Genomic DNA, 19024 nt, shown 5'->3' on the forward strand with positions numbered 1-19024 from the left:
GCCTGAAACTCAGTATATTGCTTAAGAACCGAACAACTTTAGGCTGCCATGTCTTCCAACCGAATTAAGCAACAAAGCCTGTTAGAATTGTTTCCGACGGTGTCCATTTCGTTGATCTGGCCGCCATAAGAGTCAATTTGAACAATCGTTTGCTTTAATTCATCGATATCCACAATAGTTGGATCGATACTTTCAGGAATTGTTCTTAGGAAATTATATAATCCCGTTGCTTCAGTAAGAGTGAAAGACTCTTTCATATTGGCTGATTTATATTTCCCATTCTGATTGTCACCTGAGCCATTCAATGCCTGAGTGACATCAATCCATGGTAAATCATGAATCTCACCTTGTGGAATGACAGCATTGACAGGGTGACCCGCCAAATTTGCCACTGAACCCTTTCGGCCGCTTCGCGTGGTCTTGAGAAAACGGGCATTTTCAAAATGACTAAAGAACTTTTCAATCGCTGCCTTCGCAGTCGCTCTGTCTATCGCCACGACATCTACACCACCATTGGCCTTTGAATGAGATGTGCTATCCCCGTAGACAACTTGAATCAGGATAACAATGTCATTTCCATGCTCGATACCTTTGTTATCAACACCATTCCAATTCAGCTTACCCAGCGTGAACCCCTGCAAAGGTAATTCCAAGCACGCGGTTCTGTATGTGTTTATAAAATCGCGTAATAATTCAGGAGAATCGAGATCTTTCCAAGGAATGGTCGCGGCTTCATACATCGCATATTCTGGAGAGTTTGGAAGCTTATCAAACTCAAAATAGTAGGCAGTAATAACACCGAATTGACCACCACCGCCACCTTTGCTCGCCCAAATAAGATCGCGAGGCGTTGCTGAATTTGGTTCCACACTGTCCATCAATGAAGGCGTATATTTAAGTAACTCAAATGTCCCTGTACGGTTTACGACGATGTCGACACCCGATAAGTAATCCACGGTCAATCCATGCAACCGTGACAGCAAACCATAGCCCCCGCCAGAGACATGCCCTCCCGCACAGACCGAATAACACGAGCCACCCGGTAAAGCCTTTCCAAACAGTGAGAACAAGGTGTGTTGCGCATCCCAGTTCCCCACTCCAGGCTCAACTACGAGGTATTTTTTACCCTCAATCATTTCGATACGTGTGCCACTCATGGTACTCATATCAACGATCACTTTCGACGATGTCGTTCCATTTTCAAAAACGAAGTTCTCATAACAGTGGCCACCACTGACCACTCTTATATCACCAGGGATAATGTCGTGGTTACTATTCGCAGTGTTTAATGCATCAACAACATCTTGGGCGGTTGTAACAACATATACGCCCTTGTTTGTGCCCGCTCCAATATTACTTTCATCAAGGACAAATCGCTGGTTAAAACCACGATCGCTACCGGGCCAGTTATTACTGTCTTTGTCTATTTTTACGTAGTTACTCATTATGCAATACCACCATGTTAACAACAGGATAATGGTAAAATGGTTATATCGCTTTCAAATAGCACTACTTAAAATGAGGTTTAATAACGTTCACTTTGATATTGAAACTATAGTTACATTTTAATCATTCTAAAACTTAGAATAATTAAAATATAAATCATCACAATCTACGATGAGACGCCTCTCGATGGGCAACAAAGAACATATTCGGACAATCATTTTAAATCATGAACTATACGGGGGCACATCACACTTAGTATTGTTCATAGATGTCGTAAATGTAACAGTTTAATTTCTTTATGCTTATTTAATATCACTGTAACAAAGTGCGAATAGAGAAAGGAGTTATGGTGGATCAATCGTTGATAACGATATCGGCATTCGCGCCTATTTACCCATCCTCACTTTATTTCACTTGAATTAATTCGCATCAAAGTAGCAATAAATATCATCCACTAAATAATTAGAATCAACTATTGTACAAAGTGTTTTTTACGCATCACAGATAAAAAGAATTATTGTTTAAAATATTGAGGTAACGCGGGGGATTTTACAAACGCTAGATGGGTGGAAGCCTCCCCAGCCACATCCCGGCACACACGTCCCAAGCGCGGGCTGCTTCCTTCCGGATCTGACCCAGTTCACAAGTTAGTGTTGCGGGAGGACCAAGGAGGCCTCCATAGATTTGATACACCTAAAATTTCTTTAGAAAGAAACCGTTGGTTCGAGCGCATTATGTGGGATGGCCGCGACCAATGCAAGGGGTTATCGGGGTTTCACGAATCAAGTGGCGAGATTTTACCCGCCTACTCCTCTTCATTTTCCGTGTTAATCAGATAATCCCCCAGCCAAGCAATGGTAAGAGACAGCAGCCATGCCACGAACACGGGGTTAGGTACGCTGAAATCAGGAATAACGACAATGGTTGCAAATGCAATCGCGGGGAGAATAACACTCAGTTTATCACCACGTTCTTCGCCGCCGATTCGATACAGCTCTTGGAGTGCCAACGCCAATACGCTGCCACAAAATGCAAGCAGTGCACCGTGCTCCCATCCTCCTGCCAATAACGCAAGAATAAGCACGGCAGGCCACCAGCTCACTTTAACGGGTTTCCAGAAATACACCGATATCCAAACCATGACCACATAGAGTATCTGCATCAAGGTGTAACTCATCGCGCCACCAAGTTTCTGATCACTTTGCAGCGCCAGCAAGCCACATTCCATCGCAATAATCACAGAAATAACGAGGACGGACACTTGCCAATTGCGCTTCACGCCAGTGATAAGAACAAGCGCGGGTAAAATCATCCATAGGCTGAGTGAAATAGAGATAGGTTGATCCGGCGTTACCACACCAAAACCAACAAGACCCACTGCAAGGATCCAGACTGCAATGCCGCCGCGAGCAAAGAACAGCGCTGGAATGACGAACGCAATTAAGGGAATATTGCCATCGGTGATGGCAAGCGAGAGTGCAGCCCCTACGACCATAACGGCTGACGTTATCATGAGCATTGTCGAATACCACATAGCCACACCTCCTTGCGCTTCTATGCCGACATCATGTGCTTTTTTCCTACCTAAGTGTGTAATGGGAAACAAAAGCCCATTCTTTTCTCTTTCTTCGTGCACACTTGGTATGATTGTTATTACTTTTTTTTGCCCGTTCGATACGATGACTGCTTTAAATATGCCTAATTTTGACCTGCAAATCTATGCCGTATTGGCACAGATTCCTCAAGGAAAAGTAACAACTTACGGTGATGTCGCAAAAATCGCGGGTTATCCTCGGCATGCTCGTCACGTGGGTAAACTGTTGGGTTCCTTACCCAAGGATAGCCGTCTGCCTTGGTTTCGGGTGGTGAATGCGAAAGGAATGATTTCACTGACTGGCGAGAGGTTTGCCGTTCAGAGAGAGAAGTTGTTAGAGGATGGTGTTGAGGTAAAAGAAAACGGCGCCATTTCTATGCGCCGTTTTCGTTGGGATGGTGAGCCGAATTAACGCATTGCGCTAACGACTTGGATCCTTACGTTGGTGGTACTGTTTGGATCAGTAATAACGTTATATGCCGTGTCACTGATAAACATGAGTTGACCATCTACTTCGATTCTCGCACTCACGTTATAAGTGTGGTTAGGCTTAATCTCTGACGGTGAATAGCTCAGGTTAAAGGCTAGCGGAACCTGCTGCCCCTCCGTGATATACGATTGACTGCTAATCACGTCCATTGGCGCATCAGCCAATGACACATCCGCCAAGGTTACCGTAAGCTTTGCATTATCTGGCAATGCAATGCGCTGAAGGTAGTACACATCACCTTGAATATTTGCCATGTCTCCATCTTCCATGAAGTTACTGCATGCTGTGAATGCAAGCAGCGACAGTGCCGCAAAAAAACCGAAAAACACCTTATTCATGGTATCAAACTCCAACTTCTACGCTGTATAGACAAAACTAACATTAGTGTAACAGGATTGAATAAAATCCCACGACTAATTTGTGGGTTTAAGATCACAGGTTTTCACACTGAGTCACTCTAGCGCTGGTATATTAACGTCTAGATTCCAAATAATTAATGGATAAATTGAGAGGAATATGTCATTTCTTTGTCAATTTATGCAATCTGTGTGTGTCAGAGGATTTATGAGCACAAAACTTGAAGAGTTGTTAACGCTACTCAAGCTAGAACAAATCGAAGAAGGAATTTATCGTGGTCAAAGCGAGAACTTGGGCTTGCCTCAAGTTTACGGAGGACAAGTCATTGGACAGGCGCTTTCCGCCGCTAAAGGAACGGTCAAAGGCGACCGCTTTGTCCACTCCTTTCACAGTTATTTCCTAAGACCCGGCGATCCGGAAAAACCGATTGTCTATGACGTTGAAAATCTTCGTGATGGCGGCAGTTTCAGCACTCGACGAGTAAAAGCGATTCAATACGGTCAGCCCATTTTCTATCTCACGGCCTCTTACCACAAAAACGAGCCCGGGTTTGAACACCAATCAAGCATGCCACAGGTGGCAGGCCCTGATGGTTTGATGTCTGAAAAGCAACTCGTTGATTCCATCGCACAACATTTACCGGAAAAGCTACTGGAAATTTTCGGGGGAGAGCGCCCTATCGAAGTGCGCCCGGTTAGCATTGTTAACCCGTTAAAACCTCAAAAAACCGACGCCAAGCAATATCTGTGGATCCGAGCCAACGGAAAAATGGATGACGATCTGCGAATCCACCAATACTTACTGGCCTATGCCTCCGACTGGGGATTCCTCACAACAGCATTGCAACCGCATGGCGTATCTGTGATGACGCCAAAGCTTAAAGTCGCCACAATCGACCATGCGATGTGGTTCCACCGAGAATTCCGCATGGATGAGTGGCTGCTGTTTGCTATCGATAGCCCGTCCGCAAGCGGCTCTCGCGGTTTAGTTCGCGGTGAGATTTACAACCAGCTTGGTGAGCTTGTCGCGTCTGCAGTACAAGAAGGGTTAATGCGCTATAAAACACAGCACCCTCAATCCTAGCTCAGATACTCCCCGCCCTTGCGGGGAGTATCATTTGGGCAGATCTGCCAATTCCTCATTGTCCCTTCGATTTTGGCTTTGCTCGTTGTCTGCAATCGCTTCCAGACCGTCCAACTTCTGCCCGTTTGAATCCCCCTGCGTTTCGTATTTATCCAGTGGGTAATCCGCTACCGCCTCAGGTACCGTAGCAGCACCCGGCTCTTGCGATAACGTCGGTAACGGGTCTGATTGCAGCGTCATAGGGGGCGCCTCCGTTTCAGCGACGCACACAGATGTGAAAACCAAGATAAGAAGTGAAAACAGTCTCATGGCAATGACCTTGTCGTTTTAGATACTCAAGATCTAGCACACGCTAATAATGCAGGTTGTCGTAAATATTCAATACTGAAAAAGTCATCGTCGCTAGGCTAAGAAAAAACCAGCAAGGATAGGATGATGAAATTTCGCTATACCATTTTGTACGTTGAGAATGTCGAACTGACCCTGTCGTTTTATGAGAATGCGTTTGGCCTAACGCGCGGCTTCATTCACGAAAGTGGCGATTATGGTGAGTTGGCAACTGGTGAAACAAAATTGGCGTTTTCTTCCATGGCGTTAATGACGTCATTAGGTAAAAACCCCAAAGGTCTGGACACGCATTCCCCGAGTTTTGAAATTGCATTTGAAACCTGTGACGTAAAAGCGCAGTTGGAAAAGGCGATAGACGCAGGCGCTGAGTTAGTTCAAGGCGTGGAGGAAATGCCATGGGGGCAAACTACCGCGTACGTTAGAGATATCAACGGTACTCTGATTGAGCTTTGCACGGCGGCTGGACAGTAACCCGAGTCATGATTCGGATTAATACCCCGGAGAATGAAGCTGACTGAGCAAGTCTTGACGAACTTTCAACTCTCCGGGTGTTACCCCAAACCAACGTTTGATTTCACGGGTTAAGTGCGCTTGATCGGAATATCCCCAGTCGCAAGCAACATCCACCAATGGGCATCCACTTCCAATCGATTTCGCACTTTGTCTTACTCGGGTCAGTTGCATCCAGAAAACGGGCGATATTCCAGTATGGCGTGTTAAATGCCTCTGCAGCGTTCTTTCACTCACGCCCAATTTTACGGCGAGTAACGAAGCCCTCCCTTGATGATGTCGAATACTTTCAAGTATTTCAGAAATATCGGGACAAATGTGGGTATACACACCCACTTTGTCTTCAATATCTTGCGACGATTCCGTAAGCGCACAAATCAGTCTACTTTCATCAATAAATGCCCCTGGCGCAAGACGATAGCCCAGCATTGTCATCCCTGGGGTCATTTGAACATTCAAGGTGTTTGCGTAAAGCGGAGAAACATGGACTGAACACGCACCCTGCTCCGTTGTGGTGAGAATGACATCCCGACAGCCATCGGGTACAACGCTGAAAGTTTGCGCTTCACTGACCGACGATTGCCAAATATCAATCACTGCAGGTTCGATAGCCACGTTTATCTTCCTCGCTTACCTTGTACGTTTAGGCACCACGGACACTGTATTTATCAGCAGATACCTTGCCCTGCTTCAGCACACGCGTGTTCTATCTCTTTAAGGTGCGCTCGGGTTTGCTGAAGTTGGTACATCTGCCAGTAGCGCCCTTTTTGTGCCAAGAGTGCTTGATGCGTACCCTGCTCTTCAACATGACCATGATGAAGCACCATAATGTGGTCCGCGTCTGCGATGGTCGACAAACGGTGGGCAATCACCACAATGGTCATGGATTGGCGCAGCACGGTCAGGGCTTTTTGAACCCGCTCTTCCGTCCCTGAATCAATATTAGCTGTCGCCTCATCCAAAATCAGGATCTTCGGTTTTTCTACCAACACGCGCGCCAACGCAAGAAGCTGTTTCTGCCCCGCTGACAAGGTGATTTCTCCCACACCAATAGGCGTATCCAGTTGCTCGGGCAATTGCTGCACATACTCGGCCAAATCAACCTGCTCTAGCGCTTTCCACACTTGCTCATCGGTCACCTTGCGTCCTAACGTCACGTTCTCTCGGAACGAATCAGACAAGACGTGTGGATCCTGTTGCACCATGGCAATCCCTGAACGTAGCGCGCGTTGAGAAAACGACGACAATGCCCTTCCACCCAACGCGATATCCCCCTGTTGAACAGGGTAAAAACCCATGAGTAGCGAGGCCAACGTACTTTTCCCGCTTCCGGTGTGCCCAACCAGCGCAAGGAATTCACCTTCTTTGACGGAAACGTTGATGTTGTTCAGTATCTGCGTTTTACCGTCATAGCTAAATTGAAGATCGGTTATCGCAATATCGCCGGAGTCTAACACGCGGTCATCATCACCATACTCGTGCGCTTTCGCATCCATCAGCTCAAACAGACGTTCGCCTGCCATGATCGCTTGTTGCAGCAATGACAATCGCTGCATCAGTTCAATCAATGGCTCTGTCACACGCCCCAAATAGCTAATAAAGGCATAGAGCACACCCACGCCAATGACTTCGCTGCCTGTCCAGCCGAAAATCGCCGCCAACGAAACCAGTGCAATACCTGACAACAAATCGATGAGAGGACGAAGGAAGATACCGTTGATCTTGACGATCTTTACTTCAGCCGTGAAATGCTGATCCGTCAAAGACGCGAAACGCTCAGAAAAACGCTGCTCCTGACCCATTACCTGGATAAGGCTCATGCCCTGGATCGACTCGCTCATTACGGAGTTAATGTCGGTCAACAAATCTCGTGAGTCACGAAACACAGTAGACGAGCGACGTTGGTAGTAGTACATCACCAAAACCACGGTAGGAATAAGAACAGCAACGACAATGGTCAATTGTGGGCTCAAAAAGTACATCGCTGTTAGCATGGCAACGATCAGCGTACTGGCCTGCAAGAAGCTGGCGACCACCTGCACGTATAGTTCTTTCAGTGACTCCGTATCATTGGTTACGCGTGAAACCAGCTTACCTGCTGGCACATAATCAAACGCCGATAAAGGTTGATTGATTATGCTGGCGTAGACCTTTTTACGAATAGTCTGAACAATATCGATGGCAATACGACTAAAACGAATACCGTAGGCGTAATGCAGAAAACCCGACAAAATGGTGACGCTGATATACCCTACCGCTAACGCCCAAAGCATGGTCGGCGGATAACTATCTTTCGCGACGTAATCATCTAAGAAGATACGGATCAGCCAAGGTCCGCTCACATCGGCCACAACAGCACATAACAGAAATACCACCGCAGTAGCAAACGACGCCTTGTCTCCCAACAAATAACTCAGAAGGCGTTTCAAGGTTTCGCGTTTACTCATTACGCCTCCTCCAATGCTTGTTCAAGTTGTTGGTAACGCTGCATTTCTGCGTACCAACCGTTCGCCACGAGCAGTTCCTTATGGCGACCCCGCTCTTCAATATGGCCTTTTTGCAAAACAATTATTTCGTCTGCCGACTCAAGTGCTGACAGCCTGTGTGCTATCACCACGGTTGTTTGATCCTTCGCCCTATCATGTAAATTTTTCAGAATGTGGTGTTCAGTGCGCCCATCAACGGCGGAGAGCGCGTCATCAAGCACCAGAATCTCTGCATCCAAAAGTAAAGCTCGCGCAATCGAGATACGCTGCTTTTGCCCGCCTGACAGCGTAATCCCTTTTTCACCGACCAAGGTGTCGTAACCTTCCCTGAACTGCATGATATCTTCGTCAATACAGGCAAGCGCGGCAGCAGCACGAATTTCTTCTCGCGTTGCATCAGGCTTACCTAACGCAATATTGTCCGCAATGCTTCTGGAAAACAGAAACGGCGTTTGGGTCACAACCGCCAATTTGCCGCGCCAATCCCCGAGCCTAAGATCGCGAAGATCGATATCGCCATACTGCAAACGTCCCTGTACGGGGTCTTCAAACCTCAGCATCAGCGAGAGAAGCGTGGTTTTTCCACTCCCCACGGGGCCCGCAATACCTAACACTTTCCCTGGCGGTAAGGTAATCGAGATATCACGCAATGCAGGCAGGTCGTGACCGCGCCAAGTGAATTGATCAACATTGATAGAAAGCGTTTCTTTGCTGTCTGGCAGACTGGCTTCACCGTCCACCAAATCCGGCGTGGTATCCAAGATCTCTTTGATGCGCTTCCACGCAGCAGAGCCACGTTCAATGATATTAAACAGCCACGCCACCGCCAGCATTGGCCAAATCATCAAGCCCTGATAGAGCGTAAAAGCGGTTAGTTCCCCCAATGTCATCATGCCGTGGGCTACCATGTAGCCACCACCACTGATTGAGCAGAAGAAGGACGCACCGATGGTGATATAAATCACAGGATCAAACATGGCATCCACTTTCGCGACGTCCATGTTCTTTTTGCCCGTATCATCCGCTACGGCATTGAAGCGATCGATTTGCTGTGATTCCAAACCAAATGCACGGATCATCCGAATGCCATTAAGCGACGATTGTGTTTCATCGGAAAGTGAGGAAAACGCCGCTTGAGAGGCAGTGAATCGATGATGCAATTGCTCTCCAAAGCGGTTCACAAGAATCGCCATCACGGGCATTGGGGCCAGTGCTAACAGGGTCAGCTCCCAACTCATGAGGGTGGTCATGACGATAAGAACAGCGAAGCCAGTGATAAGCGAATCCGCCAGCGTGAGAACACCCTCGCCCGCGGTCATCACCACTGCTTTGACGTCATTGGTGGAGCGCGCCATCAAATCACCCGTTCGATAACGGTCAAAGAACGGGGGCGCGTGCGTGGTGAAATGACGATACAGTTTGTCACGTAGCACAGTACCCAGCTCTGCTGCGGCACCAAATAGCCAGATACGCCACACAATGCGAAGAAGGTAAACGAAAACCCAAAGAAGAATGAGTGCACCAAGGATCAGCAGCATCTGGTTACGATGGATATCGCCAGCCATTACGCCGTCCACCAGCCAGCCAATTGCTTTGGGTGGAATCAGTTCAAACCCCGCGACAAAGAAAAAGATAATGATCGCACCAAGATAACGTTTCCACGCCATCTTAAAAAACCAACCTAGCTCTAGAAATATGCGCATCCATCCTCCCTTGCGCGACTACGTTACTCATCAGGTCTATGTCTTGCCTGATTTCAATTGCTGTTATTTGCTGTTTGTTACAAAGGCAACGCTGTCGTGTACTTTAGCGGTTCCATCGCAAAGGTGGACGTCACGTTGGTCAGTCCTTCAATGCTGTTCACCAGTTTTTTATAGAAACGGTCGTAAGCCGCCATATCAGCCACTTGCACCTTCATCATGTAATCGTATTCGCCAGCCATGCGGTAGCACTCCATCACTTCGGGAAAGGGTGTCACAGCATCCACAAACTTGCGATACCACGCCTCTGAATGATCAGAGGTTTTGATGTGTACAAACGCAGTAAACGACAGCCCCAAAGCTTCTGGGTCTAACAAGGCCACACGCTTACGTAAAACGCCGCACTCTTCTAAACGTTTCAAACGCTTCCAACATGGCGTGGTGGTGAGATTGACGTGCTCAGCGAGTTCAGACAACGACAATGAAGCATCTCGTTGCAACCAGTCAAGCAATTGTCGATCGACTTTATCTAGTGAAATTGTCATTGGAGTAAGGCCATAAAAAGGATAAATATTCCACCTAACCATAGTAGAGGGAAATATTTTTCTTTTCTAAGCCTTTTTAAGCATACTTTTTCCACAAAGACGCATTTTTCGCCAAAAAATAGCAAAAAAATCCTCTTAACAAGCACTTATAGTAATCCTATCCCTACGCCTATTGAGAGAACCCATAATAATGACAACGACATGCTGTTCTGCTTCCCCCGCTGACTGGACTTGCGAAGCAATTCGTAAAATTGAGGCTGATGTACAACGCTCTGCCGACACGCACCTCATCAAACTGGATCTGCCGTACTTCGAAGCGTGCGATATCGACATCTATCTGAAAGATGAAAGCACACACCCAACGGGCAGCCTGAAGCACCGCCTTGCACGCTCACTTTTTCTCTACGGTTTGTGTAACGGTTGGATTAACAAAGACACCACTATCATTGAATCTTCATCTGGCAGCACCGCCATTTCTGAAGCCTACTTTGCTCGCTTGCTAGGATTAAGATTCATCGCCGTTGTGCCAAAAACCACAGCGAAAAAGAAAATCGAACAAATCCAATTCTACGGCGGTGAAGCGCATTTCGTTGAACGTTCAGACGAGATTTACGCGGAATCTCGCCGTTTGGCCGAAGAGTTAAACGGTCACTACATGGATCAATTCACGTACGCAGAACGCGCAACGGACTGGCGCAGCAATAACAACATTGCTAACAGCATTTTCAGCCAAATGACGTATGAGCGTTACCCTGTACCTCGCTGGATTGTTATGAGCCCGGGCACAGGCGGCACGTCTGCAACCATTGGCCGTTTCATTCGCTACCGTTGTCACCAAACGCAATTGATGGCAGTAGATCCTGAAAACTCCGTATTTCACGAATTCTACAAAACCGGTGACGCGACACTGACGTTGGATCGCGGCGGCAAAATCGAAGGCATTGGTCGACCACGCGTCGAGCCAAGTTTTATTCCTGGCGTCATCGACCGCATGGAAACCATCGCTGATATTGACAGTGTTGCGACAGTGCACTGGCTGGAAGGCATTCTGGGCCGCAAAGCGGGCCCGTCTACCGGCACTAATTTGTTTGGCGTCTTGAAGCTCGCTGAAGAGATGAAAGCAAACGGCGAAAAAGGCTCGCTGGTTACCTTGTTGTGTGACAGCGGTGACCGTTATCTGGATACCCATTTCGACGACAACTGGGTTGCCGAGAACATTGGTGACATTTACCCAACGTTGGATTACCTGAATAAATTTAACGGGTAATCACAAGCCAAATAGGTTTCAAAAAGCGCACATCGGTGCGCTTTTTTGTACCCAAAAATCCAACGATTCATTATCTTCATCAAGCATATATCTAACTTTCCACCTTCTTTAAACCAGTTTGTCAGACATATCCTTTCTCAACAAAATAACTTATTGACCTTTCACACAGTTCCGCAAAAAAACCATTTCTGCGCAAACGTTTACACGCTATAAGTTCACGCAATTTTTTCAGGGTTACTGCCTGACGATTCGCAACAGAAAAACGCGCGTTCGCAACAATAAAAAGAATAAGGAACACCCCATGAATGCTAATAACTTCACCGTTATGGCAAAGCCTGTCAGTGATAAATGCAACCTAAAGTGCGAGTACTGCTTTTACCTTGGCACGGCGGAATCCCTTTCCAGTAAACCGACAGAATGCATGTCGGACGAGACGCTAGAACGCTTTGTTCAACAATACATTGAGGACGCTAACGCGCCTCAGGTGAGTTTTGTCTGGCAGGGTGGCGAACCTACTTTGGCCGGACTCGATTTCTTCCGTAAAGCCGTTGCCTTACAGCAGAAGTACGCCAACGGGAAAGTGATTACTAACTCACTGCAAACCAATGGCATCGCTATCAATAAGCAATGGGTCGCATTTCTAAAAGAGAACCAATTCTTAGTCGGTATTTCGCTTGATGGTACACAAGCGGCACACGATAAATACCGCATTACCCTTTCTGGTGGCGATACCTACCAAAAAGTGAAACAAACCGTTCAGATGTTTAATGAGGCAGGCGTGGAATACAACGTGCTCTGCACCGTTAACAGTGCCAACTGGAACAAAGGCAAGCAGGTGTACAACAACATCAAACAGATGGGTGCACGCTTCATTCAGTTCATTCCTATTGTCGCCTATCACAAAGGCAAACCGCTCGGTTTTACCGTCCCTGAAAAAGGTTTCGGTACCTTCCTGACTGACGTATTTAAAGAGTGGGTCGAAGGCGATATCGGCTTTATGTTCGTGATGAACTTTGAAAGTGCCATGTCATCGCACGCTAACGGCTACCCGCTGATTTGCTTTCACAACAAAGAATGTGGCTCGCCTTTTGTCATAGAATCCAACGGCGCGGTCTACTCCTGCGACCACTATGTCGAGGATAAATACCAACTGGGCAATATTGCCGAAACCACCTTCTCCGATGCTGCGACGAGCCAAAAGCATCAGGCTTTTCTGTCTCTTCGCAGTACCCAGTACTGCCAAAAATGTGAGTTCCTGTCTGTGTGCAATGGCGGCTGTCCGAAACACACGAAACCAGACGGCTCCAACCACCTTTGTCAGTCCTATAAGACCTTCTTCAAGAACACCCAAAACACCATGAAGTACATCGTAAACAACCTCCTTTAAATAACGTGATGCTCTTTTTTATTGAAAGGGCCGCTGAATACTAAGAGTGAAAACAATGAGAAAAACCAAACTTGCTAGTGCGATTGCACTCGCTGCGCTGGCGACAACTGCGTGTGCCAGTAACCCTGCAACACCCGCGAAAACGGCTGAAAAGCCAAACGTTGTGATTTTCTATGTAGACGATTTGGGCTATGGCGACCTTGCGTCGTACGGTCACCAAATCGTGAAAACGCCAAACATCGACAAACTGGCGCAAGAAGGTATCAAGTTCACCCAGTACTATGCACCCGCTCCACTCTGTTCGCCTTCTCGTGCAGGTCTGCTGACGGGTCGTACGCCTTACCGTACCGGTATTCGTTCTTGGATCCCTGACAGCCAAAACGTACACATCGGCTGGGGCGAGCGCACGCTGGCTCACATGTTAAAAGACGAAGGCTACAACACGGCATTGATGGGTAAAGTGCACCTAAATGGTGGCGCGCACATGACCGAACACCCGCAAGCGGCAGATCTGGGCTTTGACTACTCGTTCGCGATGTACGCGGGTTGGCAGAAAAACGCAAAAGTAGAAAAACCACGTGCAGACGGCAGCCTGCGCCACGGTAAGATTTACCCAGACAACTTCATTCGTAACGGCAAGCCTGTTGGCGAAACCCATGATTTTGCAGGTGGCGTAGTTGCCGATGAATCTATCGAGTGGCTGAGCAGCATCAACAAAGAAGACCCGTTCTTCCTGTACGTGCCGTTCCCGGAAGTACACACCCCAATTGCATCGCCAAAAGAATACTTGGACATGTACAGTGACCACATCACTGAATTCGCCAAAGAAAACCCAGACCTTTACCACTGGGATTGGAAAGGTCAGCCTTACCGTGGTCAAGGCGAATACTACGCCAACATCACTTACATGGATGCGCAGGTTGGCCGTATCGTCGCCCAGCTAAAAGAGATGGGCGAATACGACAACACCATCTTCCTGTTCTCGTCAGACAATGGCCCTGTAACCCGCGAAGCGCGTAAGCCTTGGGAACTGAACATGGCGGGGGAAACTGGCGGTCTGCGCGGCCGTAAAGACAACCTGTTTGAAGGCGGTATCCGCGTTCCTATGATCATGGCGGGCCCTGGCATCAACGCAGCGTCACAATCTCATGAGCCTGTTTACGGTTTGGATGTGGTACCTACGTTGTCCACAATGATCGGCTTTGATCTGCCGACTGACCGTGTGATCGACGGTGTATCCATCACGGATACCTTTGAAGGCAAAGAAGTTGCGCGTACCAACCCAATGGTTTGGACCATCGACATGCCGTATCAAGACGATCCAATCAACGAATACGCAGTGCGTATCGACGATTACAAGCTAATCGTTGACCGTGACGGCAAAGGCAAGTACCTGTTCAACATCGAGCAGGATCCGTACGAAGTGTTCAACTTGATTGGTAAAGCTGAGTACAAAGGCAAGCTGGAAGCCATGACCAAAGCGTACGCGGAATACCGCAAGGACATTGAAAGCGACAACATTCTGCTAAACCACTACGCAAAGCCTAAAGCGTAATTCTGCCAAGCCCCGATGGGAAACTGTCGGGGCTTATTCAGAAATGGAAGCGGCATGTGTCACACAGGCTTCCAGCAAATCTTTTACCAGTGCTTTATCGTCTAGGGCCCGTGACACGACCACGCCGCCAATCATCATCGCAGCAATCGCTTTCGCGGCACTCTGCTTCTGCCCGTCATCTCCCTCAATCTTTGACTCCAGAACACTAAGAAGCCCCTGAAAAACCTGCGTATAGGACTGTTTAATTTCACTTTCTTGATGCGAAACGTCCGTAGCAAAAGCCGCCAGCGGGCAAGGTGATATTCGCTGTTCAACATGCCCTTCTGAAAGGTAAAAACCAAGAATATCGCTGAGCTCTAAACGTACTTCTGGTTGCTTTGCCGCCACTCCCAGAGGGCTTGAATCCTTCGCAACAACAACGGCTTCTTTGTATAACGACTGTTTGGAATCGAAGTGCGCATAAAAGGCACCATGGGTGAGCTTGGCATCTTTCATGATTTCACCAAGCGAAACGTTATTGAATCCCTTTTCAGCAAACAGCTTGATGGCACTGCATAAAATTCGGGTTTTCGTCTGCGCTTTACGCGATTCAGGCCACGGCATATATCACTCAAAATATTATGTTGAACATATAGTCAGACACTTTACCCTTTTCACTGACAGGAATACGAAGTCGTTGATCGCAATGCGATCACACACAACCTTTCAGGAGGAAAGACCATGAGCGATTTAAGCACCCTTTCAAAGGGAGAAAACCATACAGCCATATCGGCGGGTGAACTCAACAACATCGGTAACTTCACGTTTACGCACGACGCCCTTCCCGTCGATGTCGAAGGTAAAGTGTTTATTAGCCAAGCTCTCGGGATGACTGGTGGCATTCTGTCGTTAAACAAACTTCCACCGAATACTTCCATGCCTTTTCATCACACGCATATTGAGCATGAGGAGGTCTACATCATCCTCGATGGACACGCAGAGTTTCGTGTTGATGATCAACGCTTTGAAGCAAAGACAGGTTCCGTAGTTCGTATCGCCCCGCAGGGTGTTCGCTGTTGGCGTAACCTCTCCGACACGCCGCTTTACTATGCAACGTTTCAAGTAAAAATGGGGAAGTCGGTAAATACCAACACCATTGAAGACGGTCGAGGTGTCAATCTGCCTGTGGAGTGGTAATGCTTATGGATTACAAAGCTTTGTATCAGCGCATTGTCGCAAACCGCGAAAAAGTAGATTTATCTTTGAAAGGTATTAAACAGCATGATCTTCTCATCACCGCATACAGCAGTTGCGGTGACGGTTTTAGCAATGCCGTGGGTTATTGCTTGCAAATTCGAGAAGGCACCGGGAATGAAGGTTCAGATAATCAAGTCTTTCTGCGTCATGCTGACGGCTCGATTGTCGTTCATTACGAACAGATCTTTTACCGCGTAGCAGACAGGGATAAGGAAGACGTGCTTTCTCTTTTCCAAATCAAACCGGAAGAAGAGCAAGGGACGATACTTACCTGCCCAAACAACATTTCACACTGCGAGTTTAGAGTGCCACTTTCAGGGCAGTGTTACCAATAGGCACTTCTTGGAATCTGTCCACACATAGAGCTGCACGTTTAGTTGAGGTACACTTCGCCACAAGCAAATGAACTCTCCGGTTAAGGATTTAGCCATGAAAAAAGCGGTAGTCGTCTTCAGTGGTGGCCAAGACTCAACAACATGCCTGATTCAGGCTCTGTCTGAGTTTGACGAAGTACACTGTATTACGTTCGACTATAACCAACGCCACAAGCAAGAAATCGACGTGGCATGTGACGTCGCCAAAGCACTGGGTGCCACCTCGCACAAAGTGATGGATGTTGGCCTATTGAATGAGCTTGCGATCAGCTCGCTGACCCGTGACAACATTCCAGTTTCTCACGAGTTACAGGAAAATGGTCTGCCTAACTCTTTCGTGCCGGGCCGTAACATTCTGTTCCTGACACTGGCGGGTATTTATGCCTATCAGTTAGGCGCGGAAACCGTGATCACGGGCGTGTGTGAAACGGACTTTTCTGGCTACCCAGATTGCCGCAACGACTTTGTCCAGGCGATGAACAATGCACTGGTGCTAGGTATGGATCGTCAATTGGAAATCCGCACACCACTGATGTGGCTGAACAAAGCAGAAACATGGGCATTGGCGGATAAATACGGCAAGTTGGACTTCGTTCGCGACCAAACTCTCACCTGCTACAACGGTGTGATTGGCAGCGGCTGTGGTGATTGCCCCGCGTGCGACTTGCGCCAGAAAGGGTTGGATAGCTATCTTCATGACAAAGACTGCGTGATGGCTGATCTGAACAGTAAAATTCAGTAATCCTTCTTAAAAGAAAACGGCAAAAACCACCTGTGTTTTTGCCGTTTTTTATTGCGCTGATTATGCCAGTTTCGGGTTCGCACCAAAGTGGTTAGTGCCTTCAACACCTTTCAAGAAACCACAGTCAATCAACAACCAAATGCAACCGATAACTGGCACCAAGCCAATTAATACCCACCAACCGCTCTTACTACGATCGTGAAGACGCTTGATATACAGGGCCATTGCTTCCCAAATACTGAGCACCATAGTGATAGCGAGAATCACAAACCCAGCGGTGGATGGCATATTCGTTTCCATGTTAAACGTCATAGATAAAGCAACGAACATAGCAATATTTTGAATAAGCATGACTAACATGCCTAACCAAAACTTTTTACGGCTGATGCGCCCTTTGAATGAAAACAGTACGTCTTTCACTTTTCTTCCCATTGTCCGAAATTGATGATTTATGCACACTCCACCTTTACATTTCATGATGTAAAAGCGCCTAAGCGGCTTCAATAAAGCAAAACTGCGAAGCGATAAACTCGGTGCACCCGCTGCATTGTTAGTTGATACAGTGTCGGCTGCCGTCAACAGATGAAAAAAACAGGTATGACAGAAACGTAAGATGCAACTTGGCTATTACTTCAGCGGCAGAAATATACCAGTGAATAAGAAAATATGTCTTGTTTAACAGCTAGATGGAATACCAACAACGCCTGTGGTTTTTCGTTTTTGCGATAAGCTTGAAATAAGCATAAACGTGCGGTGAAGCAGTATCACAGATACCGATTTTTTGTATTGTTTGGCAACGGAATCAGTGCTCTGAACGCGAACATAGTCCAATTGTAGCGTAGCCCTTTTGAACACAAAACAGTCCTCACCTTTCACGCAAAGCACTCAGCCTCCTTTTTCACGAAAGATCTCAAACACTCTTCCGGTTTTATCTAACCCAGAGACAGAGGAATAATCGGATGTATATTGCGGTCAGCGGAACATGCTATTGGTGTATGGAAGCAGTTTTACGTTCATTGAAAGGCATCAGCCGTGTCGAGCAAGGGTTTGTTAAAACAAACGTTGGGCCTGACTGTGAAGCCGTACTTTGTTTCGTGGACTTATCATCCATCACTTTGAAAGATGTGGTAAGTGCCCACTTAGCGACACATGCATGTACCGCAAACCACAGCAGCAGACAAAAATACCCGAGTGCGATTTACCCCGTATCCGCCAACGACACCAAACTTGTTACTGCTGCCTTGGAGGCAGGTGCAAAAGCGTTTGATTTGCCCGTAGTAACCGAGGTTCGTCCCTTTGCTGCCTTCTACCCGACTAAACGCGCACAACAGAATTATTTCTGGCGGCAAACAGAGAAACCTTTTTGCCAAGGGACCATTTTGCCAAAATTGCAGGCACTCGCATTGAGCCACCCTCACCTGCTAACCACAAATGCCATGGCGTTCTTACAGGGTACGCTGACAAGGAAATAAAAAAGCACCCTAGGGTGCTTTTCAAATCACGCTTGCTTGTTCTTTTTCGCTTCCTGACGTGCGTTGTACGCAGCCATTTGCTCATCAGATGCTGGCGTTTGGTGGTTGGCTTTCCACTCGCTGTAAGGCATGCCATAAACGCGTTCACGTGCTTCGTCATCGCTCACGTCCACACCCAGCTTGTCTGCTTCCGCTTTGTACCATTTGCCAAGGCAGTTACGACAAAAGTCCGCCAAGATCATTAGATCGATGTTTTGCACATCTTTGTTGTTGTCGAGGTGCGACAGAAAACGACGGAATGTCGCAGCATCCAGTTGATCTTGTTGTTCTTGCGTCAATTTCTCTGACATGACTTTCTTCCTGTATTGTTTTTGGTTTACCCGATAACCATACCAGTGGTTGCAAGATCCATAAAGAAAATGCCAGCCCCTT

At 47.3% G+C, this 19024-nt stretch carries 21 protein-coding genes and 1 other RNA gene; 10 read left to right on the plus strand and 12 right to left on the minus strand.

The window, feature by feature from the left end:
- Nucleotides 1-38 precede the first annotated feature (38 nt).
- The 3 genes from B5D35_RS09690 to B5D35_RS09700 all read right to left on the minus strand — a co-directional run bounded on the left by B5D35_RS09690 (nt 39) and on the right by B5D35_RS09700 (nt 2980).
- Nucleotides 39-1445: an FAD-binding protein gene (locus B5D35_RS09690; protein ID WP_078752386.1), complete on the minus strand. Its 1407-nt coding sequence runs from the start codon at nt 1443-1445 to the stop codon at nt 39-41.
- Nucleotides 1446-2019: 574 nt separating this feature from the next.
- An RNA gene (gene ffs / locus B5D35_RS09695) (signal recognition particle sRNA small type) lies at nt 2020-2116 on the minus strand.
- Between the two features lie 135 nt (nt 2117-2251).
- Nucleotides 2252-2980: a VP0952 family biofilm-associated protein gene (locus B5D35_RS09700; RefSeq protein WP_078752387.1), complete on the minus strand. Its 729-nt coding sequence runs from the start codon at nt 2978-2980 to the stop codon at nt 2252-2254.
- A gap of 160 nt (nt 2981-3140) precedes the next feature.
- Here B5D35_RS09700 and B5D35_RS09705 point away from each other — a divergent pair, with 160 nt between their 5' ends.
- A complete protein-coding gene (locus B5D35_RS09705; RefSeq protein ID WP_078752438.1) occupies nt 3141-3452 on the plus strand; it encodes an MGMT family protein in 312 nt (103 codons plus the stop codon).
- Here the strand turns inward: B5D35_RS09705 and B5D35_RS09710 are convergent.
- Nucleotides 3449-3868 (minus strand): YbaY family lipoprotein, encoded by a 420-nt coding sequence (locus B5D35_RS09710; protein WP_078752388.1) that lies wholly within the window; start codon nt 3866-3868, stop codon nt 3449-3451. The genes B5D35_RS09705 and B5D35_RS09710 overlap by 4 nt on opposite strands.
- Before the next feature lie 226 nt (nt 3869-4094).
- Here B5D35_RS09710 and tesB point away from each other — a divergent pair, with 226 nt between their 5' ends.
- Nucleotides 4095-4970, plus strand: a complete 876-nt coding sequence (tesB, locus tag B5D35_RS09715; protein ID WP_078752389.1) for an acyl-CoA thioesterase II — start codon at nt 4095-4097, stop codon at nt 4968-4970.
- Nucleotides 4971-5000: 30 nt separating this feature from the next.
- On the opposite strand, the gene B5D35_RS09720 is transcribed toward tesB, so the two are convergent.
- The gene (locus B5D35_RS09720) at nt 5001-5210 is read right to left on the minus strand and encodes a hypothetical protein (RefSeq protein WP_101210432.1); all 210 of its coding nucleotides are present in this window, start codon (nt 5208-5210) and stop codon (nt 5001-5003) included.
- 192 nt (nt 5211-5402) lie between these two features.
- Here B5D35_RS09720 and B5D35_RS09725 point away from each other — a divergent pair, with 192 nt between their 5' ends.
- Nucleotides 5403-5789, plus strand: coding sequence for a VOC family protein (locus B5D35_RS09725; protein ID WP_244556551.1), 387 nt, complete (start codon nt 5403-5405; stop codon nt 5787-5789).
- Nucleotides 5790-5807: 18 nt separating this feature from the next.
- Here B5D35_RS09725 and B5D35_RS09730 read toward each other — a convergent pair whose 3' ends face one another.
- From B5D35_RS09730 to B5D35_RS09745, 4 genes are all read right to left on the minus strand, one after another.
- Nucleotides 5808-6443 (minus strand): helix-turn-helix domain-containing protein, encoded by a 636-nt coding sequence (locus tag B5D35_RS09730; RefSeq protein ID WP_244556552.1) that lies wholly within the window; start codon nt 6441-6443, stop codon nt 5808-5810.
- A gap of 53 nt (nt 6444-6496) precedes the next feature.
- Complete coding sequence (locus B5D35_RS09735) at nt 6497-8275, minus strand: ABC transporter transmembrane domain-containing protein (RefSeq protein WP_078752392.1); 1779 nt, start codon at nt 8273-8275, stop codon at nt 6497-6499.
- Nucleotides 8275-10017, minus strand: a complete 1743-nt coding sequence (locus B5D35_RS09740; protein WP_078752393.1) for an ABC transporter transmembrane domain-containing protein — start codon at nt 10015-10017, stop codon at nt 8275-8277. The genes B5D35_RS09735 and B5D35_RS09740 overlap by 1 nt, the downstream gene beginning before the upstream one ends.
- A gap of 77 nt (nt 10018-10094) precedes the next feature.
- Entirely contained in the window at nt 10095-10559 is a 465-nt protein-coding gene (locus B5D35_RS09745) for an Lrp/AsnC family transcriptional regulator (RefSeq protein ID WP_078752394.1), read from the minus strand.
- Nucleotides 10560-10749: 190 nt separating this feature from the next.
- On the opposite strand from B5D35_RS09745, the gene B5D35_RS09750 reads away from it, so the two are divergent.
- From B5D35_RS09750 to B5D35_RS09760, 3 genes are all read left to right on the plus strand, one after another.
- Nucleotides 10750-11826 (plus strand): PLP-dependent cysteine synthase family protein, encoded by a 1077-nt coding sequence (locus tag B5D35_RS09750; protein WP_078752395.1) that lies wholly within the window; start codon nt 10750-10752, stop codon nt 11824-11826.
- Nucleotides 11827-12127: 301 nt separating this feature from the next.
- Entirely contained in the window at nt 12128-13213 is a 1086-nt protein-coding gene (locus B5D35_RS09755; RefSeq protein ID WP_078752396.1) for an anaerobic sulfatase maturase, read from the plus strand.
- 55 nt (nt 13214-13268) lie between these two features.
- Nucleotides 13269-14768: a sulfatase family protein gene (locus tag B5D35_RS09760; RefSeq protein WP_078752397.1), complete on the plus strand. Its 1500-nt coding sequence runs from the start codon at nt 13269-13271 to the stop codon at nt 14766-14768.
- A 33-nt stretch (nt 14769-14801) separates the two neighbouring features.
- On the opposite strand, the gene B5D35_RS09765 is transcribed toward B5D35_RS09760, so the two are convergent.
- Nucleotides 14802-15371, minus strand: coding sequence for a TetR/AcrR family transcriptional regulator (locus tag B5D35_RS09765; RefSeq protein WP_078752398.1), 570 nt, complete (start codon nt 15369-15371; stop codon nt 14802-14804).
- A gap of 117 nt (nt 15372-15488) precedes the next feature.
- Between B5D35_RS09765 and B5D35_RS09770 the strand changes: the two genes are divergently transcribed.
- The 3 genes from B5D35_RS09770 (at nt 15489) to queC (ending at nt 17120) form a co-directional block, all read left to right on the plus strand.
- A complete protein-coding gene (locus B5D35_RS09770; RefSeq protein ID WP_078752399.1) occupies nt 15489-15944 on the plus strand; it encodes a cupin domain-containing protein in 456 nt (151 codons plus the stop codon).
- Nucleotides 15944-16339 (plus strand): hypothetical protein, encoded by a 396-nt coding sequence (locus B5D35_RS09775; RefSeq protein WP_078752400.1) that lies wholly within the window; start codon nt 15944-15946, stop codon nt 16337-16339. Before B5D35_RS09770 ends, B5D35_RS09775 begins: the two co-directional genes overlap by 1 nt.
- Nucleotides 16340-16433: 94 nt before the next feature.
- Nucleotides 16434-17120, plus strand: coding sequence for a 7-cyano-7-deazaguanine synthase QueC (gene queC, locus B5D35_RS09780; RefSeq protein ID WP_078752401.1), 687 nt, complete (start codon nt 16434-16436; stop codon nt 17118-17120).
- 60 nt (nt 17121-17180) lie between these two features.
- On the opposite strand, the gene B5D35_RS09785 is transcribed toward queC, so the two are convergent.
- Nucleotides 17181-17540, minus strand: a complete 360-nt coding sequence (locus B5D35_RS09785) for a DUF805 domain-containing protein (protein ID WP_157828408.1) — start codon at nt 17538-17540, stop codon at nt 17181-17183.
- 539 nt (nt 17541-18079) lie between these two features.
- On the opposite strand from B5D35_RS09785, the gene B5D35_RS09795 reads away from it, so the two are divergent.
- Entirely contained in the window at nt 18080-18592 is a 513-nt protein-coding gene (locus B5D35_RS09795; RefSeq protein WP_078752404.1) for a peptide-methionine (S)-S-oxide reductase, read from the plus strand.
- Between the two features lie 26 nt (nt 18593-18618).
- Here the strand turns inward: B5D35_RS09795 and B5D35_RS09800 are convergent, their stop codons facing one another.
- Nucleotides 18619-18942, minus strand: coding sequence for a DUF1244 domain-containing protein (locus B5D35_RS09800; protein ID WP_078752405.1), 324 nt, complete (start codon nt 18940-18942; stop codon nt 18619-18621).
- Nucleotides 18943-19024: the final 82 nt, after the last annotated feature.

Origin of the sequence: Enterovibrio nigricans DSM 22720 (assembly GCF_900167155.1) — a bacterium.
GTDB classification, from domain to species: domain Bacteria; phylum Pseudomonadota; class Gammaproteobacteria; order Enterobacterales; family Vibrionaceae; genus Enterovibrio; species Enterovibrio nigricans.